General features: G+C 47.4%; 19 protein-coding genes. 11 read left to right on the plus strand and 8 right to left on the minus strand.

Annotated elements, in window-relative coordinates; translation table 11 throughout:
- Positions 1–120: 120 nt before the first annotated feature.
- Complete coding sequence (locus Q0R17_RS03090; protein WP_293932028.1) at positions 121–711, minus strand: hypothetical protein; 591 nt, start codon at positions 709–711, stop codon at positions 121–123.
- Between the two features lie 91 nt (positions 712–802).
- On the minus strand, positions 803–3,106 hold the full coding sequence (locus Q0R17_RS03095) for a penicillin-binding protein 1A (protein WP_293932030.1): 2,304 nt from the start codon (positions 3,104–3,106) through the stop codon (positions 803–805).
- Between the two features lie 232 nt (positions 3,107–3,338).
- On the opposite strand from Q0R17_RS03095, the gene Q0R17_RS03100 reads away from it, so the two are divergent.
- From Q0R17_RS03100 to aroB, 7 genes are all read left to right on the plus strand, one after another.
- Positions 3,339–4,412: a pilus assembly protein PilM gene (locus Q0R17_RS03100; protein WP_293932032.1), complete on the plus strand. Its 1,074-nt coding sequence runs from the start codon at positions 3,339–3,341 to the stop codon at positions 4,410–4,412.
- Positions 4,409–5,005: a PilN domain-containing protein gene (locus tag Q0R17_RS03105; RefSeq protein WP_293932033.1), complete on the plus strand. Its 597-nt coding sequence runs from the start codon at positions 4,409–4,411 to the stop codon at positions 5,003–5,005. Before Q0R17_RS03100 ends, Q0R17_RS03105 begins: the two co-directional genes overlap by 4 nt.
- 1 nt (position 5,006) lies before the next feature.
- Positions 5,007–5,639 (plus strand): type 4a pilus biogenesis protein PilO, encoded by a 633-nt coding sequence (locus tag Q0R17_RS03110; protein WP_293932035.1) that lies wholly within the window; start codon positions 5,007–5,009, stop codon positions 5,637–5,639.
- Entirely contained in the window at positions 5,636–6,181 is a 546-nt protein-coding gene (locus tag Q0R17_RS03115) for a pilus assembly protein PilP (RefSeq protein ID WP_293932037.1), read from the plus strand. Before Q0R17_RS03110 ends, Q0R17_RS03115 begins: the two co-directional genes overlap by 4 nt.
- Complete coding sequence (pilQ, locus tag Q0R17_RS03120; RefSeq protein WP_293932039.1) at positions 6,178–8,298, plus strand: type IV pilus secretin PilQ; 2,121 nt, start codon at positions 6,178–6,180, stop codon at positions 8,296–8,298. Before Q0R17_RS03115 ends, pilQ begins: the two co-directional genes overlap by 4 nt.
- A gap of 64 nt (positions 8,299–8,362) precedes the next feature.
- Complete coding sequence (locus tag Q0R17_RS03125; RefSeq protein WP_130106453.1) at positions 8,363–8,899, plus strand: shikimate kinase; 537 nt, start codon at positions 8,363–8,365, stop codon at positions 8,897–8,899.
- Positions 8,900–9,010: 111 nt separating this feature from the next.
- On the plus strand, positions 9,011–10,093 hold the full coding sequence (gene aroB, locus Q0R17_RS03130) for a 3-dehydroquinate synthase (protein ID WP_293932042.1): 1,083 nt from the start codon (positions 9,011–9,013) through the stop codon (positions 10,091–10,093).
- Between the two features lie 52 nt (positions 10,094–10,145).
- On the opposite strand, the gene Q0R17_RS03135 is transcribed toward aroB, so the two are convergent.
- Positions 10,146–11,357: a YihY family inner membrane protein gene (locus Q0R17_RS03135; protein ID WP_293932043.1), complete on the minus strand. Its 1,212-nt coding sequence runs from the start codon at positions 11,355–11,357 to the stop codon at positions 10,146–10,148.
- Positions 11,358–11,419: 62 nt separating this feature from the next.
- Here Q0R17_RS03135 and wrbA point away from each other — a divergent pair, with 62 nt between their 5' ends.
- Positions 11,420–12,019 (plus strand): NAD(P)H:quinone oxidoreductase, encoded by a 600-nt coding sequence (gene wrbA, locus Q0R17_RS03140; RefSeq protein WP_293932044.1) that lies wholly within the window; start codon positions 11,420–11,422, stop codon positions 12,017–12,019.
- Positions 12,016–12,390, plus strand: coding sequence for a DUF2069 domain-containing protein (locus Q0R17_RS03145; RefSeq protein ID WP_293932046.1), 375 nt, complete (start codon positions 12,016–12,018; stop codon positions 12,388–12,390). Before wrbA ends, Q0R17_RS03145 begins: the two co-directional genes overlap by 4 nt.
- Before the next feature lie 260 nt (positions 12,391–12,650).
- Here Q0R17_RS03145 and Q0R17_RS03150 read toward each other — a convergent pair whose 3' ends face one another.
- Positions 12,651–14,444 (minus strand): 2-isopropylmalate synthase, encoded by a 1,794-nt coding sequence (locus tag Q0R17_RS03150; RefSeq protein WP_293932048.1) that lies wholly within the window; start codon positions 14,442–14,444, stop codon positions 12,651–12,653.
- Between the two features lie 290 nt (positions 14,445–14,734).
- Positions 14,735–15,481: a CDP-diacylglycerol--serine O-phosphatidyltransferase gene (gene pssA, locus Q0R17_RS03155; protein WP_293932049.1), complete on the minus strand. Its 747-nt coding sequence runs from the start codon at positions 15,479–15,481 to the stop codon at positions 14,735–14,737.
- A 116-nt stretch (positions 15,482–15,597) separates the two neighbouring features.
- Between pssA and asd the strand changes: the two genes are divergently transcribed.
- Together asd and Q0R17_RS03165 are read left to right on the plus strand one after the other, a co-directional pair.
- Positions 15,598–16,437 (plus strand): archaetidylserine decarboxylase, encoded by an 840-nt coding sequence (gene asd, locus Q0R17_RS03160; RefSeq protein ID WP_293932051.1) that lies wholly within the window; start codon positions 15,598–15,600, stop codon positions 16,435–16,437.
- Between the two features lie 120 nt (positions 16,438–16,557).
- A complete protein-coding gene (locus Q0R17_RS03165) occupies positions 16,558–17,082 on the plus strand; it encodes a transposase (protein ID WP_293932053.1) in 525 nt (174 codons plus the stop codon).
- A 223-nt stretch (positions 17,083–17,305) separates the two neighbouring features.
- Here Q0R17_RS03165 and Q0R17_RS03170 read toward each other — a convergent pair whose 3' ends face one another.
- The 3 genes from Q0R17_RS03170 to ilvC all read right to left on the minus strand — a co-directional run.
- Positions 17,306–17,725, minus strand: a complete 420-nt coding sequence (locus tag Q0R17_RS03170; RefSeq protein ID WP_293932054.1) for a hypothetical protein — start codon at positions 17,723–17,725, stop codon at positions 17,306–17,308.
- Between the two features lie 400 nt (positions 17,726–18,125).
- The gene (locus Q0R17_RS03175; protein WP_293932056.1) at positions 18,126–18,377 is read right to left on the minus strand and encodes a hypothetical protein; all 252 of its coding nucleotides are present in this window, start codon (positions 18,375–18,377) and stop codon (positions 18,126–18,128) included.
- Positions 18,378–18,645: 268 nt separating this feature from the next.
- Positions 18,646–19,548: ketol-acid reductoisomerase (ilvC, locus tag Q0R17_RS03180; RefSeq protein WP_293932057.1), on the minus strand; the 903-nt coding region annotated here is incomplete at its 5' end.

Below are 19,548 nucleotides of genomic sequence, written 5' to 3' on the forward strand. Positions count from 1 at the left end.
AATAAGAGATAAGCCACTTTATATCATTGGTGGCGGTTTAATCCTAGGATATACGCGTTGCTACTTAGTTATGGCTAGGGGCTATTGATGTTTAATTTGTCATTTATAAATATAGGCTGATTAAATAACCATGCCATTAAAGGAGAGTAATGTTTCTAGCTCATCAAGGCGCATTCTTTCTTCTTTAATTCTTTCTGCGGCTCTTGGTTTTACATGCAAACTAACCTGAGTATTGTCATACCAAAAAGAAAGTGAAGGATAATCAGCGAGTTGGCGGCCATTAGCGGCGGGGAGAAGGTCGTAAGCGATGTGCTGATTGAGTAGAAAAATCTCTGCAGATTTAGGGTCATCTAAAAATAGCAGCAAATTAATATCAGAATTGGGACCCGCCACGCCAGAGAGTACAGATCCCGCTAGATAAGGATGAAATTGCGCCAAGATACGCATGATTTTGAGTGCTTTGAGCCGTAAATGATTCAGGCTATCGTCGTGTTCAGGCTGATAAACCGCTCGATAGCTGGCTAAAGCGATTTCAATTTCTTGATTGGAGGGCATCATTCGCCCTTCACTAATCCCAAGTTGCTTCGCGGCTTTTTTCTTGGCTAAGGCAAAATCATGCAAGTGATCTTCAGCAATTAAGCGTGCGGCACGTTCACAAATCTGTGCGCGTAAATGGGCATACTGGTGGTCGAGAACGTGTGGCTTGCTCATGATTAGGCACCCCTAAAAGAGTACTCCTTTATCTCGCTATGAGGGTGGGCCAAGTAGTGCTCAGCCCACCCTCACCTTATGCGTTGCAATCTTAAAACAGTAATTCTTTAATCTCATCCAGTGGCTGGGCTGCCCCTGTCCCACCGCCCAATCCTAATTCTGGATTGGTTTGCAGAAATTCGCTGAAGAAATATTCAGTGTATGAGCCACGCTCGGTTTGTATGGTCTGCGGTGTTACGCCTTCAGGCACAGGATAGCTGACATTTTCCACGCCTTTTAGCGCTTTATTCATAAAGTTAACCCAGATAGGTAGCGCCGCCACGCCACCATACTCTCTTGCACCCAAGGAGCGGGGTTGATCAAAACCTACCCAAGAAATAGCCACTAAGCCAGGTTGATAACCGGCAAACCACGCGTCATTAGCATCATTGGTGGTCCCCGTTTTACCGGCCAAATCACTACGGCCTAAGCTATTGGTTTTGGCACCAGTACCCTGTGTCGCCACATCGTGCAGCAGGCTATTCATGACGAAAGCATTGCGAGCATCTAAAGTACGGGGTGCATTTTCACCGGCAACTTCAGGCTGGGTCTTAGCCAGAATACGGCCATGACTATCTTCAATTCTATCCACATAATAGGAGCGAACTCGATAGCCGGTGTTAGCAAATACCGCATACGCCTCGGCCATTTGCAGTGGCGTCACACTGCCCGCACCTAGCGCCATCGTTAAATAAGCGGGGTGTTGCTTAGGGCTAAAGCCAAAGCGGCTGATGTGCGCCTGTGCATAATCCACGCCAATCGCTTGCAATACTCGGATGGTGACCAAGTTTCTAGAACGTGTAAGTGCAGTGCGTACACTCATCATCCCTTCGAATTTACCATCGCTATTTTTAGGCTCCCAACTTTGCCCTCCCACTTGAGCTGGGTCTATCACCAATGGCGCATCGTTCATTTGAGTGGCAGGGGTTATGCCGCGCTCTAAAGCTGCCGAGTAAATAAAAGGTTTAAAGCTGGAACCAGGCTGCCGCCAAGCTTGGGTGACATGGTTAAAGGAGCTACGGTTAAAGTCAAAGCCACCTGCTAGCGCTCTAATTGCCCCATTTTGTGGATCTAATGCAACAAGCGCGCCTTCAACTTGAGGAAGTTGTGAAATAGTCCAACCTTTTTCCATTCGCTTGATTCGCACAATGGCACCTGGGCGAATTCTGATCGCTGGGGCCACCTTTTCAGAAAGCATCGCCTTGGCAAATCGTAAGCCTTCGCCTTCAATTTCTAATTGCTCGCCACCTTTTTTATAGACGCGAACCAATTGGGGGCTGGCACTTAAGACAATCGCCGCTTGCAAATCGCCCGAATCTTTCTGCTCTGAAAGCGCTTCGTCGAGCAGCTCTTCTTTGCCAGGTAGGATGACTTCAGGGGCAACAAAGCCTTCTGGCCCACGATAACCGTGGCGAACATCATAGTCGACTAGGCCTTGTCTTAGTGATTGATAGGCAGTTTCTTGGCTATCGCTACGAAGGGTGGTGTAAACTTTATAGCCTTCAGTGTAAGTTGATTCTTTGTAACGCTCCAGCATCATTTGCCGCACCATTTCTGCTAGGTATTCGGCATGGACGGCGTACTCTTGCTGGCCTCGCTTGAGAACGAGCGGGGCGCTCTTAGCGATCTCATAATCACTATCATTGATGAACTTAAGCTCATGCATACGTCTTAGAACGTATTGCTGCCGCAGCTGAGCTCGTTTAGGGTTTACAACTGGATTATATGCGGAAGGGGCTTTAGGTAAGCCAGCAAGCATAGCCATTTCAGCTGGGCTAAGTTGTTTTAGCTCTTTGCCGTAATAGGTTTGTGCTGCTGAGGCGAAGCCATAGGCGCGTTGACCTAGGTAGATTTGGTTGAAGTACAGTTCAAGAATTTGATCTTTAGAAAGATTGTGTTCAATTTTAAACGAGAGTAATGCCTCGTTAAACTTACGTGTAAAGGTTTTTTCGTTAGATAGGTAGAAGTTGCGTGCTACCTGCATGGTGATCGTACTGGCTCCTGATTTGGATTGCCCCGAGCTTAGGTTACTGACCATGGCTCTGAGTACACCAAGGTAGTCGATACCACCATGTTCATAAAAGCGCTCGTCTTCTGCGGCCAAAATGGCTTGTTTCATTAACAAGGGCACTTGGTCTATTGAAGTAAAGGCGCGACGCTCTTCGCCAAATTCACCAATTAACACGTTATCACTGGTGTAAATGCGGAGCGGGATTTTAGGGCGGTAATCTGTGAGTGCTTCTAGGGAGGGTAGGCGCGGATAAGTGATTACCAGTGCAAATGCACCCAAGCCTGCGGCAAGGATCATTAGGCTGATTAAAATACCGGCAAAAATAAGTAGGAGGCGTTTGCTCATCGCTAAAGTATAGATATTAGAAGTGCTGCTAATTTACGCGAATATGAGAATGTATGTTTGGCATTTATTTTTTCGCGCCAAATATTAAAAAAGCACTAATGTTAGTAATAATGTTGCATAACAATCGATAATGAGCTTCTTGCTTTACAGGTATATGTTGCACTGCTACGATCTACAGAAAATTAGCAAATGCTTACATTTAAGAAATCTATTTTATTAAAAGGAAAGTGAGTTGAATCTCGATTTCCTCAAACCCAAAGCACCTGCGCTGATTGGGGTTGATATTAGCTCTTCGTCCGTAAAAATGGTCGAGTTGAGCCTATCAGGAACCACCTACAGCCTTGATCGCTATGTGATTGAGCCCCTACCTAAAGATGCCGTAAGTGATGGCAATATCGCCAATATGGATTTGGTGGTGGAAGCCATTAGACGCGCGTGGCGGCAAATGGGCTCTAAAGTTAAAAATGTAGCGATTGCCTTGCCGCCTGCGGCAGTGATCACTAAAAAAATCTTGGTGCCAGCAGGCTTGACCGAGCGTGAGCTTGAGATGCAGGTTGAGACTGAGGCAAATCAGTACATTCCCTTCTCTTTGGATGAAGTGAATCTGGATTTTCAGGTGCTGGGTATTTCCCCTATTGCTCCTGATGAAGAAGAAGTACTGATTGCGGCCGCTAAAAAAGAGAAAGTTGATGAGCGCGTAGCAGCAATTGAAGCTGCAGGATTACGCGCGTTGGTGCTCGATGTAGAGTCTTATGCCACACAAGCCGCTTTTGAATTGATGCAGCCACAATTGCCTAATAACGGCGATAAACAAATTGTGGCCGTGGTGGATATTGGTGCCACGGCTATGCATATGAATATCTTTAAAGATGGTCAGTCTATCTACAGCCGTGATCAGGCTTATGCCGGTAATCAACTGACGCAAGAAATTCAGCGCAAATTCAATATGTCGAGTGACGAAGCCGAGCAAGCTAAGAAGCACGGTGGTTTGCCAGAAAATTACGAGCCAGAAGTACTGCAGCCCTTTATTGATACTTTAGCGCTAGAAATCTCTCGCTCCTTGCAGTTTTTCTATACCTCCAGTAACTACAACGCGGTAGATCATATTCTGCTGGCCGGTGGTTGCAGTGCTATTTATGGCCTAGATGATGCGGTATCTAGCCGCACCAATGTCAGTAGCGCCATGCGTGCCAATCCATTCCAAGGAATGGCAACGGGTAAGGTGCGTGGAAAACAAGTGCAAGTTGATGCTCCTTCTCTTTTAATTGCCTGCGGATTGGCGATGCGGAGGTTTGACCCTTCATGATTCGGATTAATCTGCTTCCACACCGCGAGCAAAGACGTGTTGCACGTCAAGCTCGGTATTTAGCTTTGCTTGGGGTAACTGCCTTGGCGGCGATTGCCGTGATTGTGGCGGGCTACCTTTTTTATGCCGCACGAATTGAAACCCAAAATCAGCGCAATCAGTTTCTAACCGATGAAAATACCAAGTTAGATCGTGAGATTTCTGAAATTGAGAAATTAAAATCAGAAAAACAATCGCTACTTGATCGTAAAAAGATTGTTGAGCGCTTGCAGTCTGGGCGATCAGAAGCGGTTATCGCGATGGATCAACTGGTTCGGCAGACGCCTGATGGTGTTTATTTGAAAGAAGCAAAGGCGCTTAATGATCAAATTACTCTAGTGGGTTATGCGCAATCCAATGCCCGTGTTTCTACTTTAATGCGTAATTTGAATGACTCAGAAATTTTTGAGCAGCCTGTGTTGATTGAGGTGAAAGCCGCACAAGTGGGTAATCAAAAATTATCGGAGTTTACCCTTACGATTAAAATAACGCGGACTGTGGATGAGGCGGCTAATGCTTCAGCGCCAGCTTCGCGTAAACGGCAGGGGAGCTAACATGACTCTCGACGAATTACGGAATTTAGATCCTAAAGACATCGGCAATTGGCCAATTGCCGCACAAATTGGTTTGATTGTTTTGCTGTTTGTTACGCTGACTTTGGGTGGCTATTTCTACGTCTGGGGTAGCCAGATGGATGAGTTAGAAACCGGCAGGGCAAAGGAAGAACAGCTTAAAACTGATTTTGTAGAAAAGAAACGTAAGGCAATTAACTTGGATGCCTATCGCCAGCAGTTACAAGATATTCAACAATCTTTTGGTGCTTTACTGCGGCAATTGCCTAATAAATCAGAGATGGAATCATTGCTCACCGAGATTAACCAAGCGGGGGTTGGCCGTGGTTTGTTTTTTGAGCTATTTAAACCAGGTACTGAAGTAAAAACGGCGGAGTTTGCCGAATTACCGATTGATATTCGTATCTCTGGCAACTACCACGATTTAGCGGCTTTTGTGAGCGATGTGGCGCAGCTCTCGCGTATCGTTACTTTAAGTAATCTATCTCTTACTGCAACGAAAGATCCTGAGGTGATTTCAATGCAAGCGATCGCAAAAACATATCGCTCGCTGGATGAGGCCGAGGCACAAGCGTTACATCAAGCTGCATTAGACGCTAAGAAGAAACAGAAATGAACATTCGACCTAGCTCAATCAAATTAAGCGCGCTGATGATATTCGCCGCATTTTCTTTAAGTGCTTGTTTTGGCGAACAAAATAGCGATTTAAAAGACTGGATGAAAGAAAATAGTGAAGGCTTGCGGGGTAAAGTGGAAGCACTGCCTGAGGCAAAGCCTTATGTTTCATTTGAATATAAAGCGTTTGATTTAAGTGACCCATTTCGTGCTGCAAAAATGGAGTTAGCCAAAAAAGGCTCAGGTGGAGGGCTTGCGCCCAACACTAGCCGTGCCAAAGAAATTTTGGAAAACTACGATTTAGAAAAATTACGCATGGTAGGAACCATCACTCAAGGTAAGACGGTGAATGGTTTAATCCATGCCCCCGATGGCAATATTTATCGGGTAAAGGTGGGCAGCTATATGGGTCAAAATTTTGGCATGGTGACAGCCATTACTGATATCGAAGTTCAACTCAAAGAAATCGTTGAAGACAGTGGGGGTGATTGGGTGGAGCGCACCACGAATTTATCCCTTGATGAAGCGGAGCAAAAAAAATGAAAATACTCAATGTCATCAAGCTGGCAAGTCTTTTGTGCATAGCTTGCCTTGCCTCTTTTGCTGCTGCGGCAGCGAGCATTACTGCCATTGATGTCAGCAATGTATCAGCAGATAAGCAGGTTATTCGATTAAGTTTTAATGGCCCTGCGCCCGTTCCTACTAGCTTTTCTGTGAATACGCCACCTCGGGTTGCTTTTGATTTTGCTGATACTACAAATACAGCGGGTAAAAGCTCGGTTCAAGTGAATGGCGCTGCGCTGCGCTTGATTAGCTTAGCTGAGGGCTCAGGGCGCACGCGTGTTGTGCTGAATATGCAAAAGCAAGCGGCATATCAAACCAGAGTGGAAGGGAATGATTTTTATATTACCGTAGATGGCACCAGTAGTGCGGTGACCGCTCAGGCAAGAAACACGCATTTTGCTGAGAGCAAAGCGCCTGAGGCTAGCGGCAAAAACAAACGGGATAGCATCGAGAACATTGATTTTCGCCGTGGTAAAGATGGTGAAGGTAAGGTGGTTATTGATCTATCCAGCCCCAATGTGGGTATTGATATCCGGCAGCAGGGTAAAACCTTGTTGATCGATTTTAATAAGGCGGTTTTACCTAAAAAGCTAGAGCGCCGAATGGATGTCAGTGATTTTGGTACGCCGATCCAAAAAGTGGATGCGTATAGCCAAGGTGAAACCAGCAAGATGATTATCGAGCCTAAGGGCAACTGGGAATACTCGGCTTATCAAACTGAAAATCGTTTTATTGTTGAAGTGCGTGAGGTAAACGACGAGCGCAATAAACAAGCGGGGATTAAGCCAGCATTTAAGGGCGAAAAGCTCTCGTTAAACTTCCAGAATGTTGAAATTCGCGCTGTTTTACAAGTGATTGCGGAGTTTACCGGTCTGAACTTTATTACTAGTGATACCGTAACGGGCAATATCACCCTACGTTTAAAAGACGTGCCTTGGGATCAAGCGCTGGATATCATCTTGCAAGCTAAGGGTCTAGATCAGCGTAAAAATGGCAGCGTGCTGTGGATTGCGCCCCGTGAAGAATTGGCCAGCAAGGAAAAGCAAGAGCTGGAAGCGCGTAAGCAGATTGATGAGCTTGAGCCTACCCGCACTGAGTCATTCCAGCTGCGTTATCAAAAAGCTGAAGATTTAAAGAAAATGCTCACCGATGAGAAGCAGCAAATGCTTTCTAAACGCGGCAGCATTGTGATTGATGCACGGACTAATACGCTGTTTGTGCAAGATATCTCTAGCAAGTTAGAGCAAGTACGCTCGGTTATTTCTAAGATCGACGTAGCAGTGCGTCAAGTGCAAATTGAAGCACGTATTGTTGAGGCCAACGATGGCTTTAGCCGTGAGCTTGGGGTGAAATTGGGTTGGGGCTCACGAGGCCACTTAGGCAGTACGGATTTAGGCTTGGGCAACAGCTTAGATAATGCAGGTAAAGGAATTGGTGTAATTCCTGCAACGGCGGGGACTACGCCGAGTGCAACAACGCCCATTAATAATATTTTAACGATGGGTAATAACGTCAACTTTCCTGCGATTGGTTCTGGGGTAGGTGCACCGGGTACTTTTGCACTGATTGCCGCCAATGCTAATTGGTTGCTAGGTTTAGAAATCAGTGCTTTGGCTGCAGACAATAAAGGTAAGATTATCTCTAGCCCACGCCTTGTGACGGCTGACCAAGTTGAAGCCTCTATTGAAAGCGGGGAAGAGATTCCTTACCAAGAAAGCTCACAAAACGGGGCTACAACCATCTCGTTTAAGAAAGCGACCTTGTCATTAAAGGTGACGCCGCAGATCACGCCTGATGGCAATGTGATCATGAAGCTGAACGTGACTAAAGATAGCCGTGGCACTGTTACTCTGGGTATTCCATCGATTAACACCAAGCAAATCAATACTACGGTTTTGGTTGAAAATGGAGGTACGGTGGTGATTGGTGGTATCTACACGCAAGAAGTGGGTACGGATGTGACTAAAGTACCGTTGCTAGGAGATATTCCTTATCTGGGTAATCTATTTAAAAACACCCTAGAAAAAGACTTACGTCGTGAGTTATTGATCTTTATTTCACCTAAAGTAATTCAATCAGACCTGTCATTACGCTGATAATTTAAAATTATTAGTCAGATTAGCGGGGCGCAAATCGCGCCCCGCTCTGCTTTCCGCTACAATGCTTGGCATGAAACTGCCAGGCAATTTTTTTCTGGTCGGCATGATGGGTGCCGGCAAAACCACCGTAGGACGAGCGCTCGCTAAAGTCAGCGGTAAGGTTTTCTATGATACGGATCACGAGATTGAATCTCGGACCGGAGCAAAGATCCCAATCATCTTTGAAGTTGAAGGTGAGGCCGGATTTCGCCGCCGTGAAGTGGCGATGATTAAAGAGCTGGGTGCACAAAAAAATATCGTATTGGCAACGGGCGGCGGTGCGGTGCTTAATCCTGCTAACCGTGCGGTGCTTAGGCGCGAAGGCTTTGTGATTTACCTGCGCGCCAGCGTGGATGAGCTGTATTTGCGCACCTGCCACGATAAAAACCGTCCGCTATTACAAACTGAAAACCCAAAACAGCGCTTGCATGAGTTCTATGCCATTCGAGACCCCCTCTATTGCGAAGTGGCTGATCTGGTGATTGATACCAGTCGGCAAACTGTGCATTCGCTATTGCAACTACTGATGAAAGAGCTAGAGCTGCATGCAGATCGCTAATATTTCTGCATCAAATTTTTAGCCCTTGCCTGTAGAGGTGCGCTGTTGTGGTGGCATAAAATCTTGCCCTTCCTACAATCCACAAGCCGTTAATTAGAGAGTTGGAGCACCATGCCGATCGTTGAATTGAAGCTTGACCACGCCGCATACAATATCCACATTGCCCGCGATCTATTAACTCAGGTTGAGCTGATTAAGCCCCTTTTGCCTCAGCCAAGAGTTGCAATTGTTAGCAATGAAACGGTTGCGCCTCTCTATCTAAAAGCCCTGCAAGACGCGCTAGAAGCCGCTGATATCCAATGCCACAGTATTATTCTGCCCGATGGTGAAGCACATAAATCTTTTGAAACGCTTAATCTGATTTTTGATGCCTTACTGACTGAGCGTTGTGAGCGTAAAACCACGCTGATTGCTCTGGGTGGCGGGGTGATTGGGGATATGACGGGGTTTGCGGCGGCGGTATATCAGCGCGGTGTACCGTTTATTCAGATCCCTACCACTCTCTTGTCACAGGTTGATTCATCGGTTGGCGGCAAGACTGGCATTAATCATCCGCTGGGCAAGAATATGATAGGCGCGTTTTATCAGCCTCAGCTGGTGCTGGCTGATTTGGCGACGCTAGATACCCTGCCAATGCGTGAATTATCTGCAGGCATGGCCGAAGTGATTAAGTATGGTTTGATTGATGATTTGGCCTTTTTTGAATGGTTGGAGGCCAATATCGAGCGGCTGATGGCGCGCGAAACCGATGCGCTAGCCTATGCGGTAGAACGCTGCTGCCAGAATAAAGCGCGAATTGTGGCTGGGGATGAAAAAGAGCAGGGCCAGCGTGCGCTATTAAATCTAGGCCACACCTTTGGCCATGCGATTGAATCGGGGCTGGGCTATGGAGTTTGGCTGCATGGTGAGGCGGTTGCTGCCGGCATGATGCTGGCCGCTTATGCATCGCGTGAATTAGATTTGATAAGCGATGACGATATTGAGCGGATCAAAGCTCTGCTACTTAAAGCGGGTTTACCGGTTAAAGCGCCGGTATTGGGGCATGAGCGCTACTTAGACTTAATGGCGCAGGATAAAAAAGTAGACGCCGGTAAAATCAAATTTGTATTGATGCAGTGCCTTGGTGAGTCTTATATCGGCGAGCTGAGCCGTGACACGATTATTGCCGCATTAGAGGCTGGCTGTAGCGAGTAATCATTTAATTGCTGTGCGGGGTGGTGGGCAGATAATTTTGCCCACCCCGCTATTATATTGTTTTATTCTTTTCTGAATATTCTGCCAACGTCATCTCCAACACCCCTTTCAGCTCTTGGTGAATTGTCGTCAGCCCTTGTTCTAGGCGGGCGGATAGGGGGGTGACCATGGTTTCAAATACATCTCTGAGTGTGATTTTCTTTAGGTCGACGGCTAAAATCCACTCCCCATCACGGGTTGATTCCACCCAGTTTTTTAAAGCCATTTCTTCAAGTAGGGAATAGCTGGCATCTAAGCCCAGCTGAGTGCGTCGGCGTAGTTTATCGATGTGTAAGACTTTGCCTTGGCTATGCGCTTCAGCCAAAACCAGCAGCAGGCGGATAGATTGTTCTAAACGTGTGCCCTGATGGCCCTCCCAGCGCCATGCCGATGCGTGCCAGTAAGAAAGACAGGCAGAAAGTACCGCGCCACCTAAAATAATCACCCAGCTTACATATAGCCACATCAAAAAGATAGGGAAGCTGGCAAATGCGCCATAAATCAGCTTAAACGTGCCAAATTGCTGGATATAAAGCCCAAAGCCACGCTTCATTAGCTCTAATGCAGCGGCGACTACCAAGGCTGCGATCAGGGCATGGCTGCGTGGCACATAGCAGTTGGGCACAGCCAGATACAGCAGGGTTAAAGAGCCAAGCATCAAGAGCAAGGGGCCAAGCTTGAGCAGCATCAGGTTCAGTAGATTGGTATCACTGTGCAAACCGGTCTGGGCATAGAGCCAAGAAGTGAGTGAGATACTAATGCCGATTAATAGCGGGCCAAGCGTGAGCGCTGCCCAGTAGATAATCGTTCTTTGCAGTAATTTTCTGGGGCGTTTTATTCCCCAGATTTCATTGAAAGTTTTTTCGATAGTAAAAATTAGCAGGAGGGCGGTGACTAGCAGACCGATCATCCCCAGCGCCGTTAGGCGCTCGGCGTTATCAGAAAACTGCCGCATATACACGCTGATTACCTTGCCGGATGCATCAGGCACCAGATTGGTCAGCAAAAATATTTTAAATTTACTACTGTAGTCGCCAAACATGGGGAAGGCAGAGAAGAGCGATAGCGCAATGGTCAGCAGCGGAATCAGCGCTAGTAGCGTGGTGTAAGTTAGGCTGCCGGCGGTTTCCAAGCAGCGGTCGGCGATCAATCTACGGCCAACAAAACGGCCAAAGCCAAATAGGCGATGAAAAATGCCAAGATCAAAGCGGGGGATTAGGTTCATCTTATGCGATTAAATGAAGGATGAGCTTTATAATACCGCAGCCCCACTATTTTGGAATTGTAATGCCAGAGATCCTTGTCCTTTATTACAGCACACATGGTGCTACCCGTCAGATGGCGCAGCTGATTGCCCGAGGGGTGGAGTCTGTGGCGGGAGTCACCGCCCGTATCCGCACCGTGCCGCGTATTTCAACGGTTTGCGAGGCGGTAGAAGCCGTGGTTCCTGATGCCGGAGCACCCTATGCGGAGCTGGCCGACTTAAAAGAATGTATCGGCCTGGCGCTTGGTAGCCCCACTCGTTTTGGTAATATGGCCGCGCCAATGAAGTATTTTTGGGATAGCACCGTGGGCGATTGGCTGCAAGGATCTCTAATCGGCAAGCCTGCCTCGGTGTTTACCAGCACCGGCTCTATGCACGGTGGTAATGAAGCCACGCTGCTCACCATGATGTTGCCGCTGCTGCATCACGGCATGCTGATTGTGGGCACGCCTTATTCAGAAACCGCGCTGAGTAACACCACCACGGGAGGCACTCCCTACGGGCCTAGCCATGTGGCGGGCCGTGAATCTAATCAGCCGCTCTCTGCAGATGAAAAACAACTATGCATCGCCCAAGGCAAACGCCTAGCGCAGGTGGCTTTAAAGCTGGCGGTGGCATCATGAAAGATCAGCGTTTAATTACCCTTAGCCATTGGGCTTCCGTCATTAGCCTAGTGGCCTTGATTGCACTATGTATTTCTTGGGAGCTATGGCTTGCGCCGATGAAAGAAGGTGGTTCTTGGCTGGCCTTAAAGGCGCTGCTGTTACTGCCAATGTTAATGGGCGTTTTGAAAGGCCGTCGTTACACCTATCAATGGGGCTCGATGTATATCTTGCTGTGGTTTGTAGAAGGCGTGATGCGCGCTTGGGGCGATCATGGCCTATCGCAAATTTTGGCTGGGGCAGAAGTCGCTTTGGCTAGCCTGTGCTTTGCTAGCTTTGTTGCGTTTGCTTGGTATACACGGCCCTCTTTGGGGGAGGCTGTGCAGGTTTGATTTTTCTGTGCATGGTATTGGGCGGGGGTAAACGCGTGGGCATAAAGGCCTGCTCACCCTGCATTGACACCAAAAAGGTCAAAAACCAGAGGCTTAACTTTAGCTCTGGTTGCTGGCCTTTTGTGTTGAGTGTCTGTCCAGCACAAAGCTTGTGGCCCTGCTGTGGCAGATTAGGGTAGGTTTGAGTAAAACCATCCCGACGGCGGGGCTGATTGGCCTGCCGTATCTCGGTCTTATATTTTGATAAGCGTGGGTGAGGGTTAAACCGGACCCTGCGCGTTAATGCGCGTTTCCTTGTTATGCAGCTTATTCAACGCAGAGATATAAGCCTTGGCGCTGGCGGCGATGATGTCGGTGTCTGCGCCTTGGCCATTGACGATACGGCCCGTTTTTTCTAAACGTACGGTCACTTCCCCTTGGCTATCGGTGCCTTGGGTAATGGCATTCACGGAATAAAGTTGCAGCTCTGCGCCGCTATTGGCCATGCTTTCGATGGCTTTAAACACTGCATCCACAGGGCCTGAGCCGCTAGATGTCGCTTGTTTTTCTACGCCGTCTTCGCTCATCACAATGTGTGCAGATGGCATTTCGCCAGTTTCTGACATCACTTTAAGTGCGGTAAATTTGAAATATTCATGCTCAATGGCAACCATTTCATCCGAAACCAGCGCGTGCAAGTCTTCGTCAAAAATCTCGCGCTTACGGTCGGCTAGCTCTTTAAAACGGGCAAAGGCGGCGTTTAAGGCTTCTTCACTGGCTAAATCAATACCCAGCTCGTGCAATTTGGTTTTAAAGGCATTGCGGCCAGATAATTTACCCAGCGTCAGGCGGTTGGCGCTCCAACCTACTGATTCGGCGCTCATGATTTCGTAAGTTTCACGATTTTTCAGCATGCCATCTTGGTGGATGCCTGATTCGTGAGCAAAAGCATTTGCGCCTACAATTGCCTTATTGGGCTGCACTGGGTAGCCGGTAATGGTAGAAACCAGTTTGGACGTTGGCACAATCTGTTTTGGGTCGATGCCGGTTTCTAAATTAAACAGATCGCGACGGGTACGCACCGCCATGACGACTTCTTCTAAGCTGGCATTACCCGCACGCTCGCCAAGGCCGTTGATAGTGCATTCAACCTGACGTGCGCCCGCTTGCACGGCGGCTAAAGAGTTGGCGACGGCCATGCCTAAGTCGTTATGGCAGTGGGTAGACCAGATCACGCTGTTTGAATTAGGCACGCGGGCAATCAGCTCGCTCATTCTAGCGGCCCATACCGATGGAATGCTATAGCCCACGGTATCTGGCACGTTGATGGTTTTGGCACCCGCCTGAATCACCGCGTCAAAAATACGAATTAAGAAATCCATATCCGAGCGCACGGCGTCTTCGGCAGAGAACTCCACATCATCGGTATATTCCAGCGCAATTTTAACGGCCTTCACCGCTGCATCCACCACCTGATCGGGGCTCATGCGCAGCTTGTGTTCCATATGAATGGGGCTGGTTGCAATAAAAGTATGGATACGGCCACGTTTTGCCGGTTTGATTGCTTCACCTGCGGCACGCACATCTTTTTCATTTGCGCGTGCCAATGAACAGACGACAGAGTGTTCGATAATGCTGGCAATGGCCTTGATCGCGTCGGCGTCGCCTGGGCTAGCCGCGGCAAAGCCCGCTTCAATAATGTCTACGCCGAGTTTCTCTAGCTGGCGAGCGATACGGATTTTTTCTTCTTTAGTCATCGAAGCGCCAGGTGATTGCTCGCCGTCACGCAAGGTGGTGTCAAAGATGTACAAACGATCGCTCATGCCGGAGTTTCCTTGTATCAATGGCTTAGGGCTGCTGCCCAAGAAATAGTGCTGAATGTTGAAGCTCTTACCCTGATGAGCTGCTAGCAATGCTAGTTTATTAATCGCACCGAGCGGAATACTGCCGCGTTCGCGCCATTTGTAGACCGCTGCCCGCGAAATCAGATCGTCCGGAAACAGACTATTGATTGCCTCGCTTAATACGCTTGGTCCACCAAAATCAGCGATTAGACGTTCAATGTCTAATTCCACGGTTATCTCCTCAGGGTTTATATGCTCAAGATTAGCTATTGAGCGACAATATGTCAAATTATTTGGAATAAAAAGTTGGTGTGGGTATATTTTTCGTATTTTATGCAAAAATATTAGACATATTGTCTGATGTTTTGGGTTTTGAATGTAATGCTGTGTGTAAGAAGCGTAGGGTGGGCATCCGTGCCCATGCCCACGCGCGGGAGGGGAATAAAGACATGCGTGGTCTGCTCACGCTAAAGGGGAAGGGAGACTGAAGAAGGGGAATGGAGATCTTTACGCGTGGCACCCTACTCTTTATTTGGTTTAATCCAGCGATATAACCAGTAAACATAGCCCGATATGCCGTAGCCAATAAACACGCAAAACAGCATCAGGGGTGGTTTGGCAACGATGACTAATAAGATCAGCGTGGTAATTAATAGGGCAAAGAAGGGCACGGTTCTACGCATATGCAGCTCTTTAAAGCTCCAAAAGCGTACATTAGAAACCATTGTGAGCCCTGCAAACAGGGTAAACATGAGAGCCAGATAAGGTAATGCACCACTGATAGGGGTGAGCTCCTCTGCGTATTCATGGCTAATCCACACCAACCCCGCCACCATGGCCGCAGCAGCAGGGGATGGCAGGCCTTGAAACCAGCGCTTATCCACTACCTCAATATTGGCATTAAAGCGCGCCAGCCGCATTGCAGCCCCTGCACAATAGATAAACGCCGCTATCCAGCCCAGCTTGCCAAAATCACGCAACATCCATTCATACGCCACTAGTGCAGGGGCCACGCCAAAGCTCACCATGTCGGATAGCGAATCAAACTGCGCACCAAACTCCGATTGCGTATGGGTTAAACGCGCCACTCGGCCATCCAGACCATCCAGCACCATGGCAATAAAAATGGCGACGGCGGCTTGATCAAAATTCTTATTCATCGCCTGCACAATGGCGTAAAAGCCCGCAAATAGTGCGGCAAGGGTAAACAGATTGGGCAGCAAATAAATGCCCTGATGGCGAAAACTGATAGGGCGTTTAGCTTGCATTCACAAAGCCTCTGAATATATTGAATTTGAATTGTAGCTGACAGCGTAGCGGGTCGATAGTTCAGGGCCTGCGATGCGTTATAATCTGCGGTTTGATTTATGCTGGGGATACGCCTGTGTCGGAGCGTCTGTTTGTTCTATTGCAACACGTACTGCCTAAACTTGCGCTGACTGCTTTGGCGGGGGCAGGTGCGAATTTAAAAGCGGGTGGCCTTAGCCAGTGGGTTATTCGTTGGTTTATTGGCAAATATAAAGTCAATATGAGCGAAGCCGCTGATGGGGATCCAGCTGCATTTGCCACCTTTAATGAATTCTTTACCCGCGCTTTAAAGCCCGGCGTGCGCCCCATTCATACTGCGCGTTTTGTCAGCCCCGTGGATGGCAAAATCAGCCAGCTTGGGCCGATTAAAGCAGAGCAAATCTTTCAAGCCAAGGGTAAGGAGTTCAGTGCAACTGCACTGCTTGGCGGCGATAGCAACTTGGCTAAGCCCTTTATCAATGGCAGTTTTGCCAATATCTACCTTAGCCCGCGTGATTACCACCGCATCCACATGCCTTGCGATGGCCGCTTGACGCAAATGATTTATGTGCCCGGCGAGCTGTTCTCGGTAAACCCTGTGACTGCCCGTGGCGTAGATGGCTTATTCGCCCGCAACGAGCGCGTGGTCTGCATGTTTGAATCCGACTTCGGCCCCTTTGCCTTGGTACTGGTGGGGGCGACGATCGTTGGCAGTATGGCAACCATATGGCACGGCATTGTTAATCCGCCAAGAAGCAAGAAAGTCAGAAACTGGGATTATGCTGGCCAGGATATCCAGCTGAAAAAAGGCGAAGAAATGGGCCGCTTCCTGCTTGGCTCCACCGTTGTGATGCTGTTTCCCAAAGGTAAATGCAGCTTTAACCCCTTCTGGGTGGCAGAACGCGCGGTGCAGATGGGCGAGAAGATGGGGGATTGATGTGCTACTTTTGTGGGGTGGTAACATGTAGGATGGGTTGAGCGCTAGCGATACCCATCAATCTCACGTGAGCGAAGGGTATCGCTGAAAAGCATCAACTCTACGTACTAGGTGTTGATTATGACCGCATATTGCCGCGATTTTACAGTAGGTGGCACTTGGTTTTTTACGGTTAATCTGGCTGATCGCCAACGCACTTTGTTGGTCGATCATATTGATTTACTGCGGCAATCATTTCGACATGTTATGCAAGCCCATCCATTCAAAATTAATGCCATCGTGGTGTTGCCCGAGCATTTACATGCGATTTGGACCTTGCCAGAAGGGGATGCTGATTATTCGCTGCGCTGGCGTCTTATTAAAACTGGGTTTTCTCGCGGCATTGCTCGCGGCGAGCGAATTTCGGCAAGTCGATTGACGAGGGGCGAGCGAGGCATTTGGCAGCGGCGTTATTGGGAGCATTTAATCCGCGACGATGCCGATTTCGCGAGGCATCTTGATTACATTCATTTTAATCCAGTGAAACACGGTCACGTACATCGGGTTCAAGATTGGCTGTGGTCGTCATTTCATCGTTATGTTGTGGATGGGGAAATGGATTTAGAGTGGGGTGCTGGGAATGGTGAGGGGGTATTTGGAGAGTGATTTGCAGGAGGGATTGATGGGTATCGCTACGCTCAACCCATCCTACGAGCTGTGCAACACGCGTAGAAAAAGTAACCACTGTGAGTGATTTGATTTCGTTGTGACTCAGTGCAGGGCTTCGCATGCTCAACCGCAGCCTACAAAATCGAGTGTCATTTGCGGTAGGTTGGTGTTGAGCGAAGCGAAGCCCAACATCTGAGATAATTGCGCAAAAAAAGATAAATCATTCCACCGTTTCAGTATTGCCAAATAGTATTTCGATTGGGGCGTATCGATCGCACCAACTGTAACGGATGTAGAACAAGCTTGAACCTTTCTGCCAAACAGAGAGCTGATCCGTCCAGTGACTTCCACCATAATCAGTGCATTTATTAGGGCAGACGCGAGCGAGCCAATTTACAAATTCTTCGTCATCCGGATCGTAATTTCCACTATATACTGCGGCCCCCAGTTCTTCTGCGACTTCATTAATACATGCAAGATGAAAGTTTTCATAACTATCTGCTGTGTCGGGATCATAGCTGTCGTCATCAAATGCAAAGCTCATAGCAAGTATGATTTCTGTATTGGAAATCGCGTCAGCTAGAACTTCTTTCATCGTTTTGTTGATTATGAATTCGTTGTGATCGAGTTGAGAAAACATAAAATTTCCATTTGAATGTTGGGACGTTGTTGTAAAAGTCAAAAAATAGTGCGCAGTATGGGGTGAGCGTTAGCGATGCCCATCATTCTCGATACGAATCATAAAAAAACCAGCTAAAAAGCTGGGTTTTTCGTTTCAACAATGAAAATGTTGAATTAGCCCGTAGGTTTGGCTAAGGGCTTATTAGCCAAATACTTTGCCATTGCGACATGTTGGGCAGATAAAACATGCCAAACCTCCAATGCTACATTCTTAAATCATGCTTTTTCATAAAGGGGGGAACGATGAGGTCGTTACGCACCAAGGCCAATGTGCAAAAAAACGCTTTTACATCCTATGAAAACCACATGATTTTTCATTGAAAAATACCTGATAATTTATGCCTAACTACTTAGTTAGTTTATTCACAATCACTTTTATAAAAATTAAAAGAATTATCTGGAAATACACTTAATATATGGGTTCCTTTGTTTGTGGTTATATTCCATGATACACAAGGATTATCTTCATTATCATCATTGAAACCACAATCAAAAATTTCATTAACAATTAAATTTAATTGTGTTGCACAAAAATTGATGGTTTCGTCAATATCATCGCTAAGTATACTTTCTTTATGAAAAGTACCCTCTGTGTCTGCTAAATAGGACATAAAACTCCAAATTGATTTATAGATTTAACATAAGTGGCGCCGTATGATTATACTTTAATCCCTAGGGTGGCAAATAATTTTACTGCCAAAGTATTAATTTAGGGAAATTCAGATGCCAAATGTAATTGAGAATACAACATATTTTCTGTGTGTGTTTTATTTAGCGCGTAGGATGGGTTGAGCGTTAGCGATACCCATCATTCCCAAGTAAATGCTCCAAAAAAAGCCAGCTCAAAAGCTGGCTTTTTGCATTTCAAATCAAGGCCAATTAGTTCTTCGTTTGATCTACGATTTTATTCGCTTGAATCCAAGGCATCATGGCGCGCAGCTTGTTACCGACTACTTCAATACCGTGTGCTGCGTTGTTGCGGCGGTAAGCGGTCATGGATGGGTAGTTAGTTGCGCCTTCAACAATGAATTTCTTCGCGTATTCGCCGTTTTGAATGTCTTTTAGAGCTTGGCGCATGGCTTTGCGGGATTCTTCGTTGATGACCTTAGGGCCAGTCACGTATTCGCCGTATTCTGCGTTGTTTGAGATCGAGTAGTTCATATTGGCGATACCGCCTTCGAACATCAGATCAACGATCAATTTCAGCTCGTGCAAGCACTCGAAGTAAGCCATTTCTGGCTCGTAGCCGGCTTCAACCAAGGTTTCAAAACCCATCTTAACCAATTCAACCGCACCGCCACACAAGACGGCTTGCTCACCGAACAAGTCAGTTTCGGTTTCGTCTTTGAATGTGGTTTCGATAATACCAGTGCGACCGCCGCCCACGCCTGAAGCGTAAGACATAGCGATATCGCGGGCTTTGCCCGATGCATCTTGGTAGATAGCGATCAAATCAGGTACGCCGCCGCCACGAACGAATTCGGAACGTACAGTGTGGCCAGGTGCTTTTGGCGCGATCATGATGACGTCGAGGTCTTTGCGTGGCACAACTTGGTTGTAATGAATCGCAAAGCCGTGAGCAAAAGCTAAGGTTGCACCTTGCTTGATGTTTGGCTCGATTTCGTCTTTGTATAATTTTGACTGGAATTCATCCGGAGTCAGAATCATCACTACATCGGCAGAGGCAACCGCAGTCGCTACGTCAGTTACTTTCAGGCCGTGAGCTTCAGCTTTAGCTACAGTCGCTGAGCCTTTACGCAGGCCAACCACGATATCAACGCC

Source organism: Iodobacter sp. (genome assembly GCF_025352645.1).
GTDB lineage: Bacteria > Pseudomonadota > Gammaproteobacteria > Burkholderiales > Chitinibacteraceae > Iodobacter.